The following is an 18141-nucleotide window of genomic DNA, read 5'->3' as shown; positions in this document are numbered from 1 at the left end:
TCCTAATACTAACATGGATGAAGTAGACATTAAATGCTAAGTGGTTAATGTGTTTTCCATATTGAACTTACAGTATGTAGCTTTGATATAGAAGTTTGGGTAACGTTATGATAGTAATTTATATAATTCTATGTGCAATCTTTATAGCCATTTTAGACAGTTCACTAGATTCTTAATTAGGGGACATGTCTAACTTAGAAAAGGTTTTTATAAGTGTTAAAGTGAATAAGTAGGAATATTATGTTTTTTCTTTGAGTTGTGAAATTTCAGCATGAGAGAGATCGGTAATTTCAGCGATAACATCAATAGATACACCGGCCTTGAGTGAGTTTTTGGCAACTTCGATTTTTTCTTCTTGTCTGCCTTTTTCAGTAGCATCATCGAGTTTTTGAGCAAGAATAGCTTTTTCTTTTTGCACGCTCAATATTCTTTCTTCATATGCGATCAAATCCTTTTCATTCCAGCGGAACCTGTCTAATTCATCATATGCTAGCTTTATTATCGGAGCTTCTGCTGCTATCTTTTTCAAATCTTCTTCAGTTGTATCTTCTGCGTATTGTTGTCTAAGTGAAGAAGGTCGCCCTTCCTCACTCGACTGCAAAACCGTACGTGAGACTTTGCGCCTCATACGGCTTCTCTCTAATTTGGTGCTTTTCATGCACACCTCCTGTGTAATTCATCGTGACAATGTCCATGTAACAAAGATAAGTTTGTGATCATATTGTTTCGTCTATTCCGGTCTTTGTGATGTATTTCTATTGTATCATCACTTTTAAACCATAGTCTACAATTATCGCATTTACTTTGTTGCAACCTCAATAATTTTATTACTCCTAGTGGCTTATCTGGTATTTTTCTCAGACGTTTACCCCAATATACCCAATCACCATCATATGGGGATCTGGTTTTTTGCACTTTGATATGTCGTTTAATAACATGATCGCTGTGTATAGTAAGACGTACCTTGTTACTTGTCATAAAGCGCCAGTTTTCGTTATTATACTTCTTAAAGTACTTTCTTTTTATCCAGCATCTCCCTTTGTTTGGGTGCCTAAAAACTGCCCACTTCCAGAGTTTTCTATGCATAATATTATCCAATGAGCTAAAGATTTTACATGAAACTACCGAGGAGTAATATTGACTCCATCCTCTGTTTATTGGATTGAGATCCTTTATCACACGTTCTTGTGGTGCTCCACGCATTTCTCTGAGTTTATGTTTAATAGCTAGTGTATGCTGTTTTATAGAATTACGACTTGGTTTGATTAATAACTTGTAACCTTTCTTACTTTCTTTTATTGGATATTGTCTTATTGAAAATCCAAGAAAATCAAATCCTGGTTTTGTTTCGTCAATGGTTCTTAATGTATGAGAAACTCTTGTTTTAGAGGGCTTTAATTTTAGTCCAATGGTTTCTAACCATTCTTCAACTAAAATTTTTGCTTTAAGAATAATCTCTTCGTTTTCATGTATGATGACAAAATCATCACAGTAGAAAATTACACTAATAGACTTTTGCGCGTTTCTATGCGATATCCTACCATATTTTCTTTTCATGCATTGAAAGAGTTCGTTTGTTAATGCTTTTTTGACATGTTGCTCTAATCCGTGTAATGCAACACAAGCTAGCAACGGTGAGATCGTCCCTCCTTGAATTGTACCACGTTTTGTGGATTGAAGCTTTCCATCTTCCATAACACCAGCTCCTAACCATCCTTTTATGATTTTCTTTAATGTTGGTGTGGTATTGAGCTTTTCAAGCAATTTATTATGGTTAATATTGTCAAAGCATCCAGAAATATCAGCATCTAATACATATGCTGTTTTCTGTTTTAGCACATCAAATATGGCTTCAATTGCATCATGACATGATCTACCAGGTCTAAAACCATAAGTGTTTGGCTCAAGTTTTGCCTCCCATTCTGGTTCTAAAGCCATTTTTACAAGTGTTTGTTTTGCTCGACACGATATAGTGGGTATACCAAGTGGGCGATGCTCCGATGGCTTACCAGATTTTGGAATCCAGACACGTCTTGATGGCTTTGCTTTTTCTTTTATATCTAAAGAATATGATAGTTGTAATCTTTCTTTTTGATTAAGGTTAGCTTTTCCATCAATACCTGCAGTCTTCTTCCCCCTATTGTCCATAAGTGTTGAAAGTAACACAAAAAAGACATAAAGAACTATTATTGCAAGAAAATGGAGGCAATAATGGATCAAATAGAAAGAGTACTAAATTTAATAAAAGATGAGGATTTAGAAAGGCTAGGAAAATTAAGTGAAGTAGATAAATGTAATACTAAATTGTTGGGCAAGATTATATTTAAAGGTCTAATGAAGTTAATATTAATGGGGCAAAAAACAAGCCTAAGAGCGCTAGAAATGGTAATAAACAGGTGTATAATGGATAAGAATAGCGATAAAAGTACAGTAACATACAGTGGTTTGTCAAAAAGGTTAAAAGTTATAAATCCAGAATATTTTAAGGGAGTATATATTGATTTGATGAGCAAGATTAAAAAGCTATTACCCCAAAAAACATTAAATAACTTACATAAGTTTGATTCGACGATCATAAATTTATCGGGATATCTCATAAAAGATGGGCTAAAAATAGGCGGTAAAAGTAACGACAGTCAAGTTAAAGTGAGTGTAGGATTAAAGGATCAATTGCCGACAAGTATAAGATTTTGTAAAGGACAAGAAGAAAGTAGTGAAGATATAGCATTAGTGAGAGCAATTAATGAAGCTAAAGTTGAAAAAGAGGATATTTTATTATTTGATAGAGGAATCAGAAAAGTTGGAACTTTTGCCGAATTTGATGAAAAGGAGTACAAATTTATCACAAGAGTTAAAGTAGGAAGAAAACATGATGTTATAAGCAGGAACAAAGTTATAAGAGAACAAAAATCGGATGGATCAGAGATTTTAGAAGATATAATAGTTAATCTTTATCGTGCACGAGGTAAAGTGGCAGAAAAGCATGATCTACGGCTAATAAAAATCAGAAATAAAATTGGAGATGAAATATGGTTTTTGACAAACTTGTTTGAAATGCCAGCTTATGAAGTAACAGAGCTATATAGGCGCAGATGGGATATAGAAGTGTTCTTTAAATTTATAAAGCAAAATCTTGGATATAAGCACTTTTTAAGCCATACTATGAATGGCATGAAGGTGTATATTTACATGATTATTATTACGGCTTTGTTATTTCTTGTTTATAAAATCAAAAATAATCTACATGGGTTCAAAATAGCATTACTGCAATTCACATTGGATCTAAATGACTCTTTTATACGTTCGATTGTTTTACTGTCGGGAGGTAATTTACATGCCGTTGATCATCTCATATCACGTTATTTTTGATACTTTCAACACTTATGCCCTATTGTCCTGTGTTACTTTCTTAACAGCGAGTGTTTTTGCACTTGTTGATTTGAGTAATAATCTCTGAAGATTATGCATCTTTTTGATATCATTACATTTAGAAGCTTGGTAAATTCGTTTTTGTAGCTTAAATGAAGATTTCTTTAGCTTGCGCCAAGGAATTCCATTCCATTCATACCTAACTTTTTGCTGGTCCATAACATATTCACTACTATTCACCACTTTACCTTCCAAATTAAAGTGTTTACGTCTGCATATCCCAGATATTACTTTGGGCATTAGCTTCTTAAACAATCCTTCCACATAGTAGCTTGTGGCTGGCTACTTACTTATATTTTAATGAATATAAGAGCTTCTATGTGGTTACTCTGTTCCATGGCTTCGTTTCACGTTAAACTTAGATTCCTACTATTTGCCGGAAGCTTGGAACATCAATAACTAAAGTCTTCAATCTTTAGTTCCCTTTTTGCTTCGTACCATTTTGGTCTATGCGTAGTTCAATCTCTTTTCGCATATTATGCTTTGACGACAATTCAAACATAGGTTTCTCTCGTAATCATATCTAACTCTGTTTGCAGGGATTCACCACGAGATTTAGTGTTACCTGCTTTTATCTCATGCTTGCATCCCAGAGGTTGCCACTCTTTGAAATGTGAGATATACATTATCCCTGATGTCTGGGAAGATGGAATTTAACCACCACAAAACCATGACCTTCCAGGTCGCACTGAAAAAAAATAGCCAACGGTCTACTACACTTTCTAGTTGTTCTTCTCTACTCTTAGGAAATTTTGGCAGCTCTATGAAGATAAATTGAAAATCTTTTAAGTCATGCTCATTGGTTTTCTCATCTCTTATAGTGTGGCTGGATATATAATCAAGCTTATCAGGAAATAAATTACAATTAGAGATAGCAATAAAGAAAACCTTCTTTAAATCAATGTACTTACCAGATTTATCAGCTTGCCTTGAGTAAGCCTTAGCAGCATATAATTGAGCTCGTTTTTCGAAGCCTTTATCGCGAGTAAGCTGCATTTCAATCACATACCTGGCCCCACTAGAATCCCTGCAAAGAACATCAACTATACTTTGTTTATCAGATGCAATTTCAGGATCCATTATAGTACTGAGGAATTCCACTTCTTGTATAGTATTTATCTCAGTAAACCCTAAAATATCATTCAAAAAATGTATGAGAATATTCTTATTTTTTTCAGTGCCAAATATTTTTTTGAAGGTTAAATCCAGCTTAGGGTCGAGAAACTTAGATAAAGCCATAGCCAAAGTGCTTAAAAATATTAATAATTATACACACAATTATTCAACCATATTTTTGAAGATAGCTATAGCTATGCCGCCGCGAACCGTCATACCGCCGCGGTATCTCTAGATCCCGCTAACAAGCAGCGGGATGACGAATTACTTAACCGTCATACCACCGCGAACCGTCATACCGCGATTCATTCGCGGTATCTCGGCATAGATTCCGCTAACTAGTAGCGGAATGACGATTGTGTATCGTGTTTTGCTAAAAATCACAGAATGCAGTCTGGTTACCTTAATTAGAAGTTTAGCTTTAACTTTAAATGTACTACTCAACCGTGACAGACTTAGCTAAATTTCTTGGACAATCTGCATCTAACCCTTTTTTTGCTGCAGTAAAGTAAGCAAGGAATTGCATAGCAACACTGTAGATGATTGGAGAGATAAAATTATCAGTGTCTGGAAGTTGCACCACATCTGCGCAAACTCCCCTTAGGAATGGCGCTCCTTGTTTATCACTGAAGGCAATTACTTTGCCTTTTCTTGCAATAATCTCTTGTATATTAGATAGCGTTTTAAAGAATAAATCATCATAAGGGATAATTGCTATAACAAGCACAGTAGAGTCTATTAAAGCAATAGAACCATGCTTCATTTCTCCCGCTGCAATACCAGTTGTATTGATATATGAAAGCTCTTTTATTTTCAATGCGCCTTCCATTGCAACTCCGTATGAACTTCCTCTGCCGATTAAAATAACGTTATTGTGTTCTAATATACTGCCCGATATATGTTGTATTTTCATCACATTCAAAACGTGCTCAACATACTCGGGAATAGAATTGATAGCACTGCTTAGCTGTTTTATTCTCTCTCCACCCAGTATACCTTTTATTTTTCCAAGCTCCACGGCAAAGCATGCTAAAGTTGCAAGTTGCGCAGAAAAGGTTTTTGTTGAAGCAACACCAATTTCTGGCCCAGCAAGAGTATGTAACACAATATTTGAGATCTTTTCAATGCTGCTGCTAAATGTATTAGTTATACTTATGATTGTTTGCTTCTGTGATTTCGCATAACGCAGCGCTTCTATGGTATCTGCAGTTTCGCCAGATTGAGAGATAAATAACCCAATGCTGCCTTCTTCCAGCTTGACGTTGCTATACCTAAATTCTGATGAGATTTCTAGATATACTCGAACTTGAGCGACATTTTCCAGCCAATACTTTGCTATTAGCCCAGCAAAATAAGATGACCCGCATCCAACTATAGTAATGTAACTCAGCTCAGAAAACAATTTTTTGTTAGCAAATATTACCTCTTTATATTGCTTGTAAAATTGATTTATTGTTTTGTTTAATGCACGCGGTTGCTCAAAAATCTCTTTTAACATGAAGCTAGGGTAACCATTTTTGCTAATTAGAAAATCACTTGGACTACTATTTTCTATACTGCGTTTAACTTGTGTACCATTGTTGTATATACTAACTCCACTAGATTTTATCACTGCAATGTCATCATCTTCCAAATGCGATATTTTTTCCACAAATGCACTTAAAGCATTAGAGTCAGATGCAGCAAACACTGTGTTACAGTTATAGCCTATTGCTAAAGGCAAATTTCTCTTCGCAACAAATAAGGCGTCTGGATATTCTGCAAATAATAAGACCAAGGCAAATGAGCCGTGTAGGTTGTTTAAACACTTAAATAGAGAATCAACTGGCGACAATCCTTCATCAAGATATAAGGTTAGCATGTTTGGTATGATCTCTGTGTCAGTGTCAGTATGGAATGACATGCCCCTTTCTTCTAGGCCCTTTTTTAGTAGATTGTAATTCTCAATTATGCCGTTATGAGCAACAACAACGTTATTTGTACGAATGGGGTGAGCATTTTTAAGGCCTGGGACTCCATGTGTAGCCCAGCGAGTATGTGCTATACCAACTGTACTGTGAGACATCTTGCTGTCATCAACAACTTCACATAACCTTTCGACTTTACCTTCTGATTTTTTGACTTCTATCTTACCTTCGTTATTTATGATTGCTATACCTGAGGAATCATATCCCCTATATTCCAATTTTTGTAACCCAGTTAGTAAGGTTGGTATTACTGAATCACCGCTACTTACTACACCAAATATTCCGCACACAAATGGATCACCAAACAAACTTTTTTCTAAACATGTTAAGCATTTTTGCCTTTATTACTGGTTGATTTATATTCTTTTTATCATTCTTTCGATTTTACCTTTTTAATTGGTTTAGCTGCTACTTTTTGAGTTTCTTTGCTTAAAACCTCAGATATAGCGGACTTTAGGACTTTTATCTCGACTTTTGGTGCTATTTCTATTATAAATTGTGCATTTGCTCCATCAACTTTGTTAACTTCACCTATTATTCCACCAGAAGTAATGACTGTATCACCACGTTTTATTTGATCTATCATCTTTCTATGTTCTTTTAGTTTTTTTTGTTGCGGGCGAATAATGAGAAAATAAAATACCACAAATATTAAAATCAATGGAGTAAAACTAGCAAAAGATGCGCCGATACTTGATGTATTGCTAGTTGCATCTGCTGCAAAAACTTCAGAAATGAGCATATTTAATCCTAATTGTTAATGATAAAAACAAACCTATTTAAGTATTAATTACAATACCATGCCATGTCAAGTTTGGTGAAGGCGTTTCTCAATACCGGCAATAATACTGCGAATTCTAAGTTATGCTAAAACTAATATGGCGGGAGTGATGAGACTTGAACTCACGACCTCATGCGTGACAGGCATGCGCTCTAACCAACTGAGCTACACCCCCCTAATTTCTTTTTAGCGTTTTCGGGCTTCAACTTTAAAGCTAATAAACATGTTGCCCTTTGTCAATATTTTTTGTTTGCGCTTTGCTGTCTTTTCTATTACTATGTAAATAATTTAATTTCACACATGGCTTGTACAAGTAGTCCCATTAGGGTTATGCCATGGAAGATAAACTATTTGGAGGAATGATATATGACAAATTTGCCTAAAGTCACTGTGCGTGATTTAGCTGAATCTGGTGTACATTTTGGTCACAAAATTAGTCGCTGGAACGCAAAAATGGCTCCATACATATATGGAGTGCATCAAGAAAATCGTATACATATAATTGATTTGCGAAAAACACTACCATTGCTACAGGTGGCCATGAAGGCTTTATATGACGTTGCATTTCAAGGTGGTCGCATTCTATTTGTTGGTACAAAGTTTCAAGCTTTTGATATTATTGCAAGTGAAGCGATTCGTTGTGGTCAATATTATGTGAATCATCGTTGGCTTGGTGGTATGCTTACTAATTGGGGCACTGTTTCTTCTTCGATAAAAACCTTGATGCAATATGAGAAAATATTAAATGACGAGGATAGCATTTTAACAAAGAAAGAATTGGGAAACATTGAAAAGAAAAAGCAAAAGCTTGATAAGGCGCTTGGCGGTATTAGAGAAATGGGAGCAATTCCTGATATCTTATTCATTATTGATACTAATAAAGAGCATATAGCGGTTAAGGAGGCTAAGAAGTTAGGAATTCCAATAGTTGCAATACTTGATACTAATTCTGATCCAGATGGTATTACTTATCTAATACCTGGAAATGATGACTCAAGAAAATCAATAGAGCTCTATTGTAAATTAGTTACCGACTCTATATTAGCTGGAATAGAGTCTAGTCTAGCAAAATCTGGAGTTAAGATTGATGATATAAGGGGTGATGAGTTTATTCAAGAAAAAGAAGATGGTATTGTGCAAACTAAAAGGAGACGTAGTAAAGTTTACAAAGAAGAAGAAAGGGAGGTAGTAACAAATAAAGATGAATCCAGATGATATAAGAGAATTACGTGATAGAACAGGGCTTGGCTTAAGTGACTGTAAAAAAGCATTGGAAGAATGTGATGGTGACATCAAGAAAGCCGTTGATAAGTTACGTACAATAGGTCTTGCTAAAGCTGACAAAAAATCTGATAGAGTAGCTTCAGATGGGCTCGTTGCTATGTGTTTGACTGAAAATTGTGGTGTATTGATTGAACTCAATTGCGAAACCGATTTTGTTGCAAGGAATGAGAAATTTATAGAGTTAGTTTCAAATTTAGCATCAATTGCTCATCAAGAACGCTGTACTAGCGTTGATGAGTTAAAAAATGCCAAGTATGAAAGCATTGGCACAGTGCAGGAAGCTATTATGAATGGTACATCAGTTCTTGGTGAGAAGCTAGAGTTAAGCAAGCTTTGTTACTTAGAAGCTAAGGATGGAGTTATAGCTGGCTACGTACATGGTGATGTGTGTGGCTTAGGTAAGATTGGTGCTTTAATTGCATTGCAATCATCTGGTGATAAGGCGAAGCTACAAGAGATTGGGAAACAAATAGCTATGCATGTAGTTGCTATGAAGCCTGAAGCTTTGTCTATAGATGATTTAGATCAAATGAAGTTGAAAAATGAACGTTCTATAATTGAAGAGCAAGTGAGGGGCTTAAATAAACCTGAAGAAGTAGCAAAAAAAATAGTAGATGGACGAATGGCTAAGTACTATGAAGAAGTTGTTTTACTAGAACAAAAGTTCATAAAGGATGATAAAATGAAGGTTTCTGATTTTATAAAGTCAAGCGAGATGAGTGCTATTAAATTATCTAATTACAAGTTACTTGTTTTGGGTGGTGCAAACTAAATGGTAAAAAATGTTTCCCTCAATAAATGAAAAAAGCGAAATAAAATATTCCAAAGTGTTATTTAAAATTTCTGGTGAAGCTTTAATGGGGTCACAGTCTTTTGGCTATGATATGGGAATAATAAGCCAATTGTGCAAAGATATAGCTGATATTAACAGGCTTGGAGTTCAGGTATGTATTGTTGTTGGTGGTGGTAATATCTTTCGTGGCACATCTGCGTCTTTAAGTGGCTGTGAAAGAGCAAGTAGTGATTATATTGGAATGCTTGCAACTATAATCAATGCTTTAATTTTACAAAACTTTTTAGAAAAAAATTTAATAGCTTCTAGGGTATTATCTGCAATACCCATGGCCACTGTATGTGAACCTTACATAAGAAGGAAAGCTATTCGTCATTTAGAAAAAGGTAGAGTGGTAATTTTTGCAGCAGGCACAGGCAACCCATTTTTTACTACAGATACAGCTGCAGCCTTACGTGCTGTTGAAATGAATTGTGATGTTATTCTAAAGGGTACGCAAGTAAATGGTGTATACTCCGCTGATCCGAAAAAAAATGAGGATGCTGTAATGTATGATAGGCTTTCTTACACGGATTTATTGACTCGTGATTTAAAAGTTATGGATGCATCAGCAATTTCACTTGCTCGTGAGAATTCTATTCCAATTATAGTTTTTTCTTTGAAGGGAGAAAAAATAGTCAATATTATTAAGGGTCAAGGTACTTATACTATAGTTTCAGATTGTAAACATTAGGTAATTTATGTTAAATGAAATAAAAGCTAAAACAAAAGAAAGAATGCTAAAAACTATTCAGTCCTTTCATGATGATATTAAAGGCGTACGCACTGGTAGAGCTAGCGCATCGTTGCTTGATGGTATAGTTGTAAATATCTATGGTGGACATCAAAAGTTAAATCAGGTTGCAGGTGTTTCGGTTATAGATAACAAAACTCTATCAATTAAAATTTGGGATATTAATGTTGTCGGTGAAGTGAAAAATGCTATATTAAATGCCAACTTGAATTTAAATCCTGTTGTTGAGGGCAATACCATACGTATAGCTCTTCCGGACTTAACACAAGAAATCCGTGAAAAATTAGTGAAATTATTGCATCAGTTTGCTGAAAATGCACGGATTGCCATTAGAAATATACGTAGAGATATTATGGAAGAAACAGAAAAAATGAAGGAAAATAAAGAAATCTCAGAAGATGATTTTCATGGTGCTAAAAAGGAAATACAAAATATTACTGATAATAATATAAAAAAAATTGATGGTGAATTGTCCATCAAAGAAAAGGATATACTGAATTACTAAATGATATGGAGAAAGCTTACATAGCAAATGATGTCATTCCAGTGCTTGACACTGGAATCCAGTCTTTACTATACAACTATCTGATACACTTGTTTGAAATCAAATTTCCTGGATCCCAGTGTCGGAGCACTGGGATGACACCAATTTTGCATTCAAGTATCAACTATTGGTGTCACTACAGTAACTCTCTTCCTGTCATGCAAGTAGCTGACACCTTCCAGGTGTCCATTGAAATCCAAAAAATTTCACTCAAGTCAAAATTAGGTTAAATTTAAATGTTGAATCAAGAATCTTTACCGAAACATTTAGCAATTATTATGGATGGTAATGGTAGATGGGCAAACAATCAAGGAAGAGTAAAAATTGATGGTTATAAAAAGGGCAGTGAAGTTGCATACGATATTGCCAAGTATTGTACGGACCTAACCATACCCTACTTAACTTTGTATGCATTCTCTATGGAGAATTGGCTTAGACCCAAAAACGAAATTGACTGTCTATTTGATTTATTTTACTCCGTTTTAACTAATGAAGATAAAGTCAATTTCATTTGCAACTGTAACATTAAGTTGAATTTTATTGGCAATTTAAGTCTGTTATCCAGTAAAATATTGGATCAAATTAAAAAAGCAGAAGAAATGACACATAAGAACGATGGTTTATTACTCACTGTGGCAGTCAGTTACGGAGCAAAGCAAGAAATTACACAAGCTATAAGCAATATTATAAAAGAAAATATTGCTTATGTATCAGAAGAGGAATTTGAAAAATTTCTGTATACTAAAGATTTGCCAAAATTGGATTTATTAATTCGCACTGGCGGCGAAAAAAGGTTAAGCAACTTTTTATTATGGCAAGCAGCTTATGCTGAATTGTATTTTTGTGATACTTTATGGCCTGATTTTTCTTGTCAAGATTTGAGTAAAGCATTAGAAGATTATACAAAAAGAGAGAAAAAATATGGTAGATAATAATTTTATAATTAGAATGTTGTCCTCAATAGTAATATTATTCATATTTTCCTTTGCTACATATTTTAGTGATTTATCGTTTTACCTATTGATTTTTTCAATAGCAGTTTTATCTTCTTTTGAATGGTATAATCTAACCCAAGGAAATAAAATTTTATATGTTTTTGCATTATTATTGATTGCACTACCAAGCGCCTCATTAATATATTTATATAATCTACCACAGGGAAAATACGCATTAGTATGGTTCGTCTTAACCATTTGGGGAATTGACGTTACTGCCTACCTATTTGGCAAGAATTTTGGTGGAGCTAAAATTTGCCCAATTCTTAGCCCTGGAAAAACTTGGACAGGACTTCTTGGTGCGATTTTAGCTGGAGTAGTGTGCACAATTTTTGGATCAATATTTTTTGGTCTATTTTCAATTTTTTATTCTCCAATCATTGGCCTTGCAATTGCTATTCTAGCGCAACTTGGCGATTTCACTGAGTCGCTTGTTAAAAGAGCTTACGGTGTTAAAGATAGTGGAAATATGATACCTGGCCATGGGGGAGTGCTCGACCGTATGGACAGTTTCATTTTTACTGCCCCTCTTATTGCTATTTACATAAGCTAAGTCTGCAGAAGTGCCATTAGAGCTCATCCCTAGTCAGCTCCCCAACCGCTTCTACAGTGCAGTCATGGACAAACGTCTTTTCACAATAAGGGCAGGCTATTTCCTCTTCTTCTCCCATATCTAAATATATTAATGGATGGCCGGAACCCTCATCATTCTTATCACCATGACAACAAACTTTTCTATTATTAACCCTCACTTTTGACATGCTGCTCCTTTAGCTTATAACATTTTATATATTGAATATACCCATTCAGAAATAAAAAACAACAAGCACTATTCTCCATTTTTTATCCTATTCAGGTTAATCAATTCGTTTTGAACACCTTTTGATACAAATTTGCTAACATCTTCTCCTAATCTTGCTATTTCCTTTACAAAGCTTGATGAGATAAATTGAGTATCTTCAGAAGCGGGAAGAAATATGGTTTCGATTTCAGGAAGAAGTTTATAATTTACCCAACTCATTTGAAACTCGTAATCAAAATCCGACACTGCTCTTAATCCTCTAATAATAACAGAAGCATTCTGCTCTTTGGCAAACTTCACTAACAACCCATTAAAAGATATAACATCTGCATCAATTCCTAGTCCTTTGATTTCATTTTCAGCCATGCTTGTGCGTAGCTTTGTGTCAAAGGCAGTATGCTTATTAACGTTTTCTGCAACTCCTATTATTAATTTATCGACTAGTTTACACGCTCTTTTGATTATGTCAATATGCCCAAAAGTTATAGGGTCAAATGTGCCAGGGTAGATTCCTATTTTGTCATTAATGTTCATCCTTTATTTTTATAAACTACTTTAAAAACTTTTGATAGACATAATAACATTTTTTATCTAAAAATAAAAGTATACAGTTGGCCTGATAGCTCAGTTGGTAGAGCAAAGGACTGAAAATCCTTGTGTCGCTGGTTCGATTCCTGCTCAGGCCACCTTCTCTTTCTTACCAAATTTACCTTTTTGTTGTAAAACGTTCTATAATATGTTATGATATTGATATAAGTGTTGAGAGGGTAAACTATATGTATAGATATTATAGCAGAATATTTAATATCTTATTAATTATAGTTCTATTATTAAGCAATATTACTTATGCTGGCGTTAGTGAAAAACCGGCATCTCAACATGTAACCAGAAAAGAAGAACCAGCGTCAACTGTCTTGACGGCAGAAAATACAGTAAATAATGACATAGTTGTTGGTTTGTTGAAAAAGGAAGGAGCATTTGGGCGTGAGGTATCTCAAATTTATGAGATATTCAATAATTTTGGAGTTAAAACCGTACTCATTGATTACAATAAAATAATTAACCTAACAGGAATCCAAGAAAAGTCGCTTATCTTTGCAAAACAAGATGAAGTGTTGGCGCTAGCACTAGACCGAATAAAAATTGAAGTTGCACGATTCATTAAAGAGCAAAAGATAAATAGAATATTTATTCTAAATGATCTTCATCAGCCAAAAACTCGCATTGCTGATTTTTACAACGATCTTGCTACTAAAGCAATTGTAAAAATAGTAGATGACAATCCTGCAATTCATTTACTTGGCATATGTGGTGGGTTACAAGACATTATGCGTGCAAAAGGAATTGAAGTAGCGGGTTATGAAAGACAGCAAAAGACCCATTTAATGTCAGCGCTTAATCCAAAGCAGGAAGATGTGCCTTTACAACAGATAAAGATTGTTCCAAATAGTCGTTTAGCAGAAGTAGTAGCTAAATTCCTAATACCTGATGAAAATGGTTGGTTTTCAACATATTTTCCAGATGCTCATTCAGGAGCAGTAAGTAATACACCAGAAAATAGAAGAAAATTGGAGTCACTTGGATATAAAGTTGCAGCATTTTCCAGTGAGGGGGTAATAGAGGCTATTGAAGATAAGCATGGTAATGTTCACTTTCAAAGTCATCCAGAAGCCCTTGTTGTGAAGTCAGATAAAAACCTCTATTTATCAAATCACAAGGAACGTCAAGTGTCTACACTAGTTGCTATAGCGATTATGAATGATTTTCTTTATCGTGCTTAATGGCTATAGCTTTAGGCTTACCGACGATTTGATAAACGATAGATTTGTCATGTATCCGTTCAGGCAATGGCGTCAACTTAAGGAAAAATATCAGCGATAGTGTATAAAATTTCTCTCTAAATTTTTTATCATTAAATTATCCAAAGAGTGCAATAAACAGCACTTTTGTTTCTGTTTTATTTCAATAAAGAAGTCTAAAATGTGTCCTTTTTAGGTGAAACATGCGTGCGCCAAGCAAAGTGCGTAAAGTCCAGTTGGTGAAAATCCAACCCAGGCAAAGCCTAGCCAGCAGGCTGGAACAAACCACTATGCTGCGTAAGGTAACGAGCGTAGTAAAGCTAGTGGAATGGACAACACAGGGTACAACGAAAGTGAAGGTATTGAGTCCCGAAATTCTCGATGTCATAGAGGTCGACACGTTGCATATAGTGGAAGACAGCAAGAAGGGTAACAATAGGGCAAGTTATCACTCACTCTATCGGGATCTGAGGCCGTATCACGTGTTGAGATGGAGTTTACGTAAACTTGGGAGATCCTTTGTATTCCTATTAAGGTACGTTGGAACAAGTCAACAAAGGCGAGTACTGACGGAAGATATAAAGGAAGTCGGACTGATTGATAGTACTCAGAGTGTGGGAAAGCCACATACAAGGGGAAGCGGTCAGCAATATAGTGACTGGTTTAGGAATTGCTATGCCAATACAACGGAGGTTGGAATAACGTGCAAAGAAAACTAAATCAGATAGCAGTAAGAGCCAGGCAAGATAAACGATTGAAATTTAATCGTTAATTCATCTGATAAACGCAGAGAATCTTGCTGAATGTTATAAAGAGCTAAAGCATAACAAAGCATGCGGTATAGATCAGGTGACAGTAGAAGCTTATGGAGAAAATCTTGAAGAGAAGCTCAACACTCTGGTGGATAGTATGAAAAGAAAGCGATATCAACCGCAACCAGTGAAAAGAGTATATATACCAAAAGCTGGAAGCAAAGAGAAACGCGGGCTTGGAGTACCGTCTACAGAAGATAAGTTAGTCCAGATAATGCTGAAGAAGATATTAGAAAATATTTATGAAGCTAACTTTCTGGATAACTCATATGGTTTTCGTCCTGGTAGAAGCTGTCATCAAGCGGTAAATGCACTAAATAAAGCAGTTATGTACAGACCAACTAACTATGTAGTAGAAGTTGATATCAAGAAATTCTTTGATAATGTCCAGCACAAATGGCTAATGAGATGCTTGAGAGAACGGATAACAGACCCAAACATACTGTGGTTAGTAAAACGATTTCTTAAGGCAGGAGTAGTCGAAGCAGGACATTATGAAGCAACTGAACTAGGCACACCTCAGGGGGGAATAGTAAGTCCTATACTAGCTAATATATAGTTGCATTATGTGCTGGATTTGTGGTTTGAAAAGAAATTCAAGCTAAGATCTAAAGGTTATATGGAGCTAGTTAGGTATGCAGACGATCACCTGATTTGCTGCGAAAGAGAAAAAGATGCTAGAGAACTCTTAGAGTCACTGAAACAAAGGCTAGGAAAATTTGGACTGGAAATATCTGAAGACAAAACAAGAATAGTAAAGTTTGGCAAAAAGGAGTGGCAACAAGGAATAAGGGAGAAACGAAAAACGGAAAGTTTCAACTTTCTAGGATTCACCCATTATGGTACAAGGAGTCGTAAAGGTAGAGTAATGGTAGGTCATAAAACCTCGAAAGAAAATCTATCTAGAAAACTTAAAGAAATCAAAGAATGGGTGAAAAAGATTCGAAATAAAGTTCACCTTAAAGATTGGTGGTCAATACTTAAAGCAAAACTAACAGGACACTATAACTACTTCGGAGTTAGCGGAAATTACCGGTGGTTGAATAAATTCTTCTGGCGGGTAATCAAGCTAGCGTATAAATGGATAAACCGACGTAGTCAGAAGAAGAGTATGAATTCAAAGCAATTTATACACTATCTACAAGTTAATCCATTACCAAAACCAAGAATATGCTACTCATTATATACAAAATAGGAAATGCTGTGAATACTACATTGTGGAGCCGTGTGCGGGAAAGCTGCAAGCACGGTTCTGGTGGGGGAGTCATAGCGATAAAACTTAATCAGGAGGATTTAAAACTATGACTTCTACCAAACAAAAAGGAAAAAATTTTATTCTACAAATTAAAAATATAATATACTCGAAAGCTTTTCAGAGAATCCATTGTGTTGAGTTTTACACGAACAAGAAAACTTCCTTTTTCGGCAGTATTTTCTATGATTTTAAAGTTAGTTAAAAAAAGTTTGGGAATAGAATGTGAACTTATGGAGCCATTGACATGTACCCTCAAAGCAAGCTTTTTCTAAAGCAAGATATAAGATTTGTCATACAGGTTTTAAAGAATTTAAGCATCCAAACAGCCTATCAAGATGAGCCTGAGTTGGAGAGGCTATAGGCCTTACTATTACCCACAAATAAAAACATAGTATTGTATTTACTCAAATAATTTAATTTTATTAACCTGAAAGCTTATTAGATTAAAATTATTAAACTAAGAGTTATAATTTTAGCAACTAAAAGCTGTAAATTGCACCATATAAACAGTTATTTCAAGCAAAAGTTATGCCATTAAGAGCTTACTATTACCCACAAATAAAAACATAGTATTGTATTTACTCAAATAATTTAATTTTATTAACCTGAAAGCTTATTAGATTAAAATTATTAAACTAAGAGTTATAATTTTAGCAACTAAAAGCTGTAAATTGCACCATATAAACAGTTATTTCAAGCAAAAGTTATGCCATTAAGAGCTATGCAACAAACATTTATATTTGTGGGTAATAGTAAGCATTAAGAGCTATGCAACAAACATTTATATTTGTGGGTAATAGTAAGGCCTGAGTTGGAGAGGCTATAGGCTTATTGCAGCAGATGGTTCTGGTATGAGATTACCCAGCTCTGAGGAAATTGTATCCGAGTTTGGCCGCTTTAAACCAAATGGAACAACAGGCACAATGCCACCATTGGCAATTTGTTTGTTGATTTGTGTACTTCGCTGATTTGTAGTGCTCGTCTTGCGGCTTGGAATATAGGTGAACAAACGTTGGCGGAAGAGCAATTACCCGAAGTTATCACTCAAATGCGTTCATTAAATCAAAAGAAATTATTATTTATCTATGATCGTCTTCAGTAAAATTCATTCAGCAGCATTATGATTTGGAAGTAGATTTTATTTTTCGCTTGCAAAAAAGAAATTATAGCAAGCTATGGGAACGAATTGCATCTGGAGAATTAGATTTCGATTTTATATTAGAAAATGAAAAGCTAAAAAATAAAATGAAAGGACAGAAAGTAAGAGTAATAGTGCTGACATTAGCCAACGGAGAAACAGAGGTATTGGTTACTTCACTTTTTGATCGAGAAAAATTTACTTTGGAAGATATCAGCAAAGCTTATGTATTAAGGTGGCATATAGAGGAGTGCTATAAACGACTCAAAATAGGTGCAGAGTTAGAGAATTTTTCTGGCGTAAATTTAGAGGCTGTATTACAAGAATTTTGGGCAAACTTAGTCATGTGTAATATATTGTCGCTTCATATGTGTGATGCACAAGGGCCTTGGAATCCAGATCAAATTGCTGAGTATCGTTTAAATTTTTCGGTTTTATTTGGTGTAATGAGGCAGAAACTCTATCAGGTACTTATTGCGCCAAAAAACTTTCAAGCCCTTTTTGATAGAGCAAGTATACGCGCTAAAGTTAAAATCCGACCGGGACGATTGTATAGCCGCGATAAGGTAGATAAGCCCAAACGCCATCATGTCTTTAGGAGAGTTTGCTAATGAAAGTTCTTAAGTTGACGCC

General features: G+C 35.0%; 14 protein-coding genes, 2 tRNA genes and 5 pseudogenes. 12 read left to right on the top strand and 9 right to left on the bottom strand.

Features of this window, described 5'->3' with window-relative positions; translation table 11 throughout:
* Positions 1–238: 238 nt before the first annotated feature.
* Together NL281_RS06710 and ltrA (NL281_RS06705) are read right to left on the bottom strand one after the other, a co-directional pair.
* A pseudogene (locus NL281_RS06710) lies at positions 239–559 on the bottom strand (Rpn family recombination-promoting nuclease/putative transposase); the annotation flags it as partial.
* A gap of 95 nt (positions 560–654) precedes the next feature.
* The gene (ltrA, locus tag NL281_RS06705; protein WP_253303209.1) at positions 655–2148 is read right to left on the bottom strand and encodes a group II intron reverse transcriptase/maturase; all 1494 of its coding nucleotides are present in this window, start codon (positions 2146–2148) and stop codon (positions 655–657) included.
* A gap of 51 nt (positions 2149–2199) precedes the next feature.
* Between ltrA (NL281_RS06705) and NL281_RS06700 the strand changes: the two genes are divergently transcribed.
* A complete protein-coding gene (locus NL281_RS06700) occupies positions 2200–3369 on the top strand; it encodes an IS4 family transposase (RefSeq protein WP_253302993.1) in 1170 nt (389 codons plus the stop codon).
* 12 nt (positions 3370–3381) lie between these two features.
* On the opposite strand, the gene NL281_RS06695 is transcribed toward NL281_RS06700, so the two are convergent.
* From NL281_RS06695 to NL281_RS06675, 5 genes and pseudogenes are all read right to left on the bottom strand, one after another.
* Entirely contained in the window at positions 3382–3693 is a 312-nt protein-coding gene (locus tag NL281_RS06695; protein ID WP_253303208.1) for a reverse transcriptase N-terminal domain-containing protein, read from the bottom strand.
* Positions 3694–4119: 426 nt separating this feature from the next.
* A pseudogene (locus NL281_RS06690) lies at positions 4120–4668 on the bottom strand (Rpn family recombination-promoting nuclease/putative transposase); the annotation flags it as partial.
* 313 nt (positions 4669–4981) lie between these two features.
* Positions 4982–6802 carry a glutamine--fructose-6-phosphate transaminase (isomerizing) gene (gene glmS / locus NL281_RS06685; protein ID WP_213862894.1) on the bottom strand — a complete coding sequence of 607 codons (1821 nt, stop codon included), beginning with the start codon at positions 6800–6802 and terminating at the stop codon, positions 4982–4984.
* A gap of 80 nt (positions 6803–6882) precedes the next feature.
* A complete protein-coding gene (gene yajC / locus NL281_RS06680) occupies positions 6883–7254 on the bottom strand; it encodes a preprotein translocase subunit YajC (RefSeq protein ID WP_155968557.1) in 372 nt (123 codons plus the stop codon).
* A 137-nt stretch (positions 7255–7391) separates the two neighbouring features.
* Positions 7392–7468 (bottom strand) — tRNA-Asp (locus NL281_RS06675).
* A gap of 191 nt (positions 7469–7659) precedes the next feature.
* Between NL281_RS06675 and rpsB the strand changes: the two genes are divergently transcribed.
* The 6 genes from rpsB (at position 7660) to NL281_RS06640 (ending at position 12255) form a co-directional block, all read left to right on the top strand.
* Positions 7660–8508, top strand: coding sequence for a 30S ribosomal protein S2 (gene rpsB / locus NL281_RS06670; RefSeq protein ID WP_253303207.1), 849 nt, complete (start codon positions 7660–7662; stop codon positions 8506–8508).
* Entirely contained in the window at positions 8495–9349 is an 855-nt protein-coding gene (tsf, locus tag NL281_RS06665; RefSeq protein ID WP_370273939.1) for a translation elongation factor Ts, read from the top strand. Before rpsB ends, tsf begins: the two co-directional genes overlap by 14 nt.
* A 10-nt stretch (positions 9350–9359) precedes the next feature.
* Positions 9360–10103 (top strand): UMP kinase, encoded by a 744-nt coding sequence (gene pyrH, locus NL281_RS06660; protein WP_370273938.1) that lies wholly within the window; start codon positions 9360–9362, stop codon positions 10101–10103.
* 7 nt (positions 10104–10110) lie between these two features.
* Entirely contained in the window at positions 10111–10668 is a 558-nt protein-coding gene (frr, locus tag NL281_RS06655) for a ribosome recycling factor (protein WP_253303206.1), read from the top strand.
* A gap of 275 nt (positions 10669–10943) precedes the next feature.
* Entirely contained in the window at positions 10944–11639 is a 696-nt protein-coding gene (gene uppS, locus NL281_RS06645) for a polyprenyl diphosphate synthase (protein ID WP_253303205.1), read from the top strand.
* Positions 11629–12255: a phosphatidate cytidylyltransferase gene (locus NL281_RS06640; RefSeq protein ID WP_015589049.1), complete on the top strand. Its 627-nt coding sequence runs from the start codon at positions 11629–11631 to the stop codon at positions 12253–12255. Before uppS ends, NL281_RS06640 begins: the two co-directional genes overlap by 11 nt.
* A 16-nt stretch (positions 12256–12271) precedes the next feature.
* Here NL281_RS06640 and NL281_RS06635 read toward each other — a convergent pair whose 3' ends face one another.
* Both NL281_RS06635 and coaD read right to left on the bottom strand, forming a co-directional pair.
* Positions 12272–12463 (bottom strand): zinc-finger domain-containing protein, encoded by a 192-nt coding sequence (locus NL281_RS06635; RefSeq protein WP_253303204.1) that lies wholly within the window; start codon positions 12461–12463, stop codon positions 12272–12274.
* 68 nt (positions 12464–12531) lie between these two features.
* A complete protein-coding gene (gene coaD / locus NL281_RS06630; protein ID WP_015589048.1) occupies positions 12532–13038 on the bottom strand; it encodes a pantetheine-phosphate adenylyltransferase in 507 nt (168 codons plus the stop codon).
* Between the two features lie 79 nt (positions 13039–13117).
* Between coaD and NL281_RS06625 the strand changes: the two genes are divergently transcribed.
* The 5 genes and pseudogenes from NL281_RS06625 to NL281_RS06600 all read left to right on the top strand — a co-directional run.
* Positions 13118–13190 (top strand) — tRNA-Phe (locus NL281_RS06625).
* A gap of 90 nt (positions 13191–13280) precedes the next feature.
* The gene (locus NL281_RS06620) at positions 13281–14285 is read left to right on the top strand and encodes a gamma-glutamyl-gamma-aminobutyrate hydrolase family protein (RefSeq protein ID WP_253303203.1); all 1005 of its coding nucleotides are present in this window, start codon (positions 13281–13283) and stop codon (positions 14283–14285) included.
* A gap of 927 nt (positions 14286–15212) precedes the next feature.
* A pseudogene (gene ltrA / locus NL281_RS09300) lies at positions 15213–16310 on the top strand (group II intron reverse transcriptase/maturase).
* 106 nt (positions 16311–16416) lie between these two features.
* Positions 16417–16716 (top strand): annotated as a pseudogene (locus NL281_RS09005) (IS4-like element ISWosp8 family transposase); the annotation flags it as partial.
* 463 nt (positions 16717–17179) lie between these two features.
* Positions 17180–18119, top strand: a pseudogene (locus NL281_RS06600) (IS4 family transposase); the annotation flags it as partial.
* Positions 18120–18141 lie beyond the last annotated feature (22 nt).

Source organism: Wolbachia endosymbiont of Phyllotreta cruciferae (genome assembly GCF_918697765.1).
GTDB lineage: Bacteria > Pseudomonadota > Alphaproteobacteria > Rickettsiales > Anaplasmataceae > Wolbachia > Wolbachia pipientis.
This window is presented reverse-complemented; position numbering and strand designations above follow the sequence as displayed.

What these genes read in the sequence shown, in the direction of transcription:
- ltrA (WP_253303209.1), bottom strand. Translation starts at nt 2,148, where the DNA reads ATGGACAATAGGGGGAAGAAGACTGCAGGTATTGATGGAAAAGCTAAC.
- NL281_RS06700 (WP_253302993.1), top strand. Translation starts at nt 2,200, where the DNA reads ATGGAGGCAATAATGGATCAAATAGAAAGAGTACTAAATTTAATAAAA.
- yajC (WP_155968557.1), bottom strand. Translation starts at nt 7,254, where the DNA reads ATGCTCATTTCTGAAGTTTTTGCAGCAGATGCAACTAGCAATACATCA.
- rpsB (WP_253303207.1), top strand. Translation starts at nt 7,660, where the DNA reads ATGACAAATTTGCCTAAAGTCACTGTGCGTGATTTAGCTGAATCTGGT.
- tsf (WP_370273939.1), top strand. Translation starts at nt 8,495, where the DNA reads ATGAATCCAGATGATATAAGAGAATTACGTGATAGAACAGGGCTTGGC.
- pyrH (WP_370273938.1), top strand. Translation starts at nt 9,360, where the DNA reads ATGTTTCCCTCAATAAATGAAAAAAGCGAAATAAAATATTCCAAAGTG.
- frr (WP_253303206.1), top strand. Translation starts at nt 10,111, where the DNA reads ATGTTAAATGAAATAAAAGCTAAAACAAAAGAAAGAATGCTAAAAACT.
- uppS (WP_253303205.1), top strand. Translation starts at nt 10,944, where the DNA reads ATGTTGAATCAAGAATCTTTACCGAAACATTTAGCAATTATTATGGAT.
- NL281_RS06640 (WP_015589049.1), top strand. Translation starts at nt 11,629, where the DNA reads ATGGTAGATAATAATTTTATAATTAGAATGTTGTCCTCAATAGTAATA.
- NL281_RS06635 (WP_253303204.1), bottom strand. Translation starts at nt 12,463, where the DNA reads ATGTCAAAAGTGAGGGTTAATAATAGAAAAGTTTGTTGTCATGGTGAT.
- coaD (WP_015589048.1), bottom strand. Translation starts at nt 13,038, where the DNA reads ATGAACATTAATGACAAAATAGGAATCTACCCTGGCACATTTGACCCT.
- NL281_RS06620 (WP_253303203.1), top strand. Translation starts at nt 13,281, where the DNA reads ATGTATAGATATTATAGCAGAATATTTAATATCTTATTAATTATAGTT.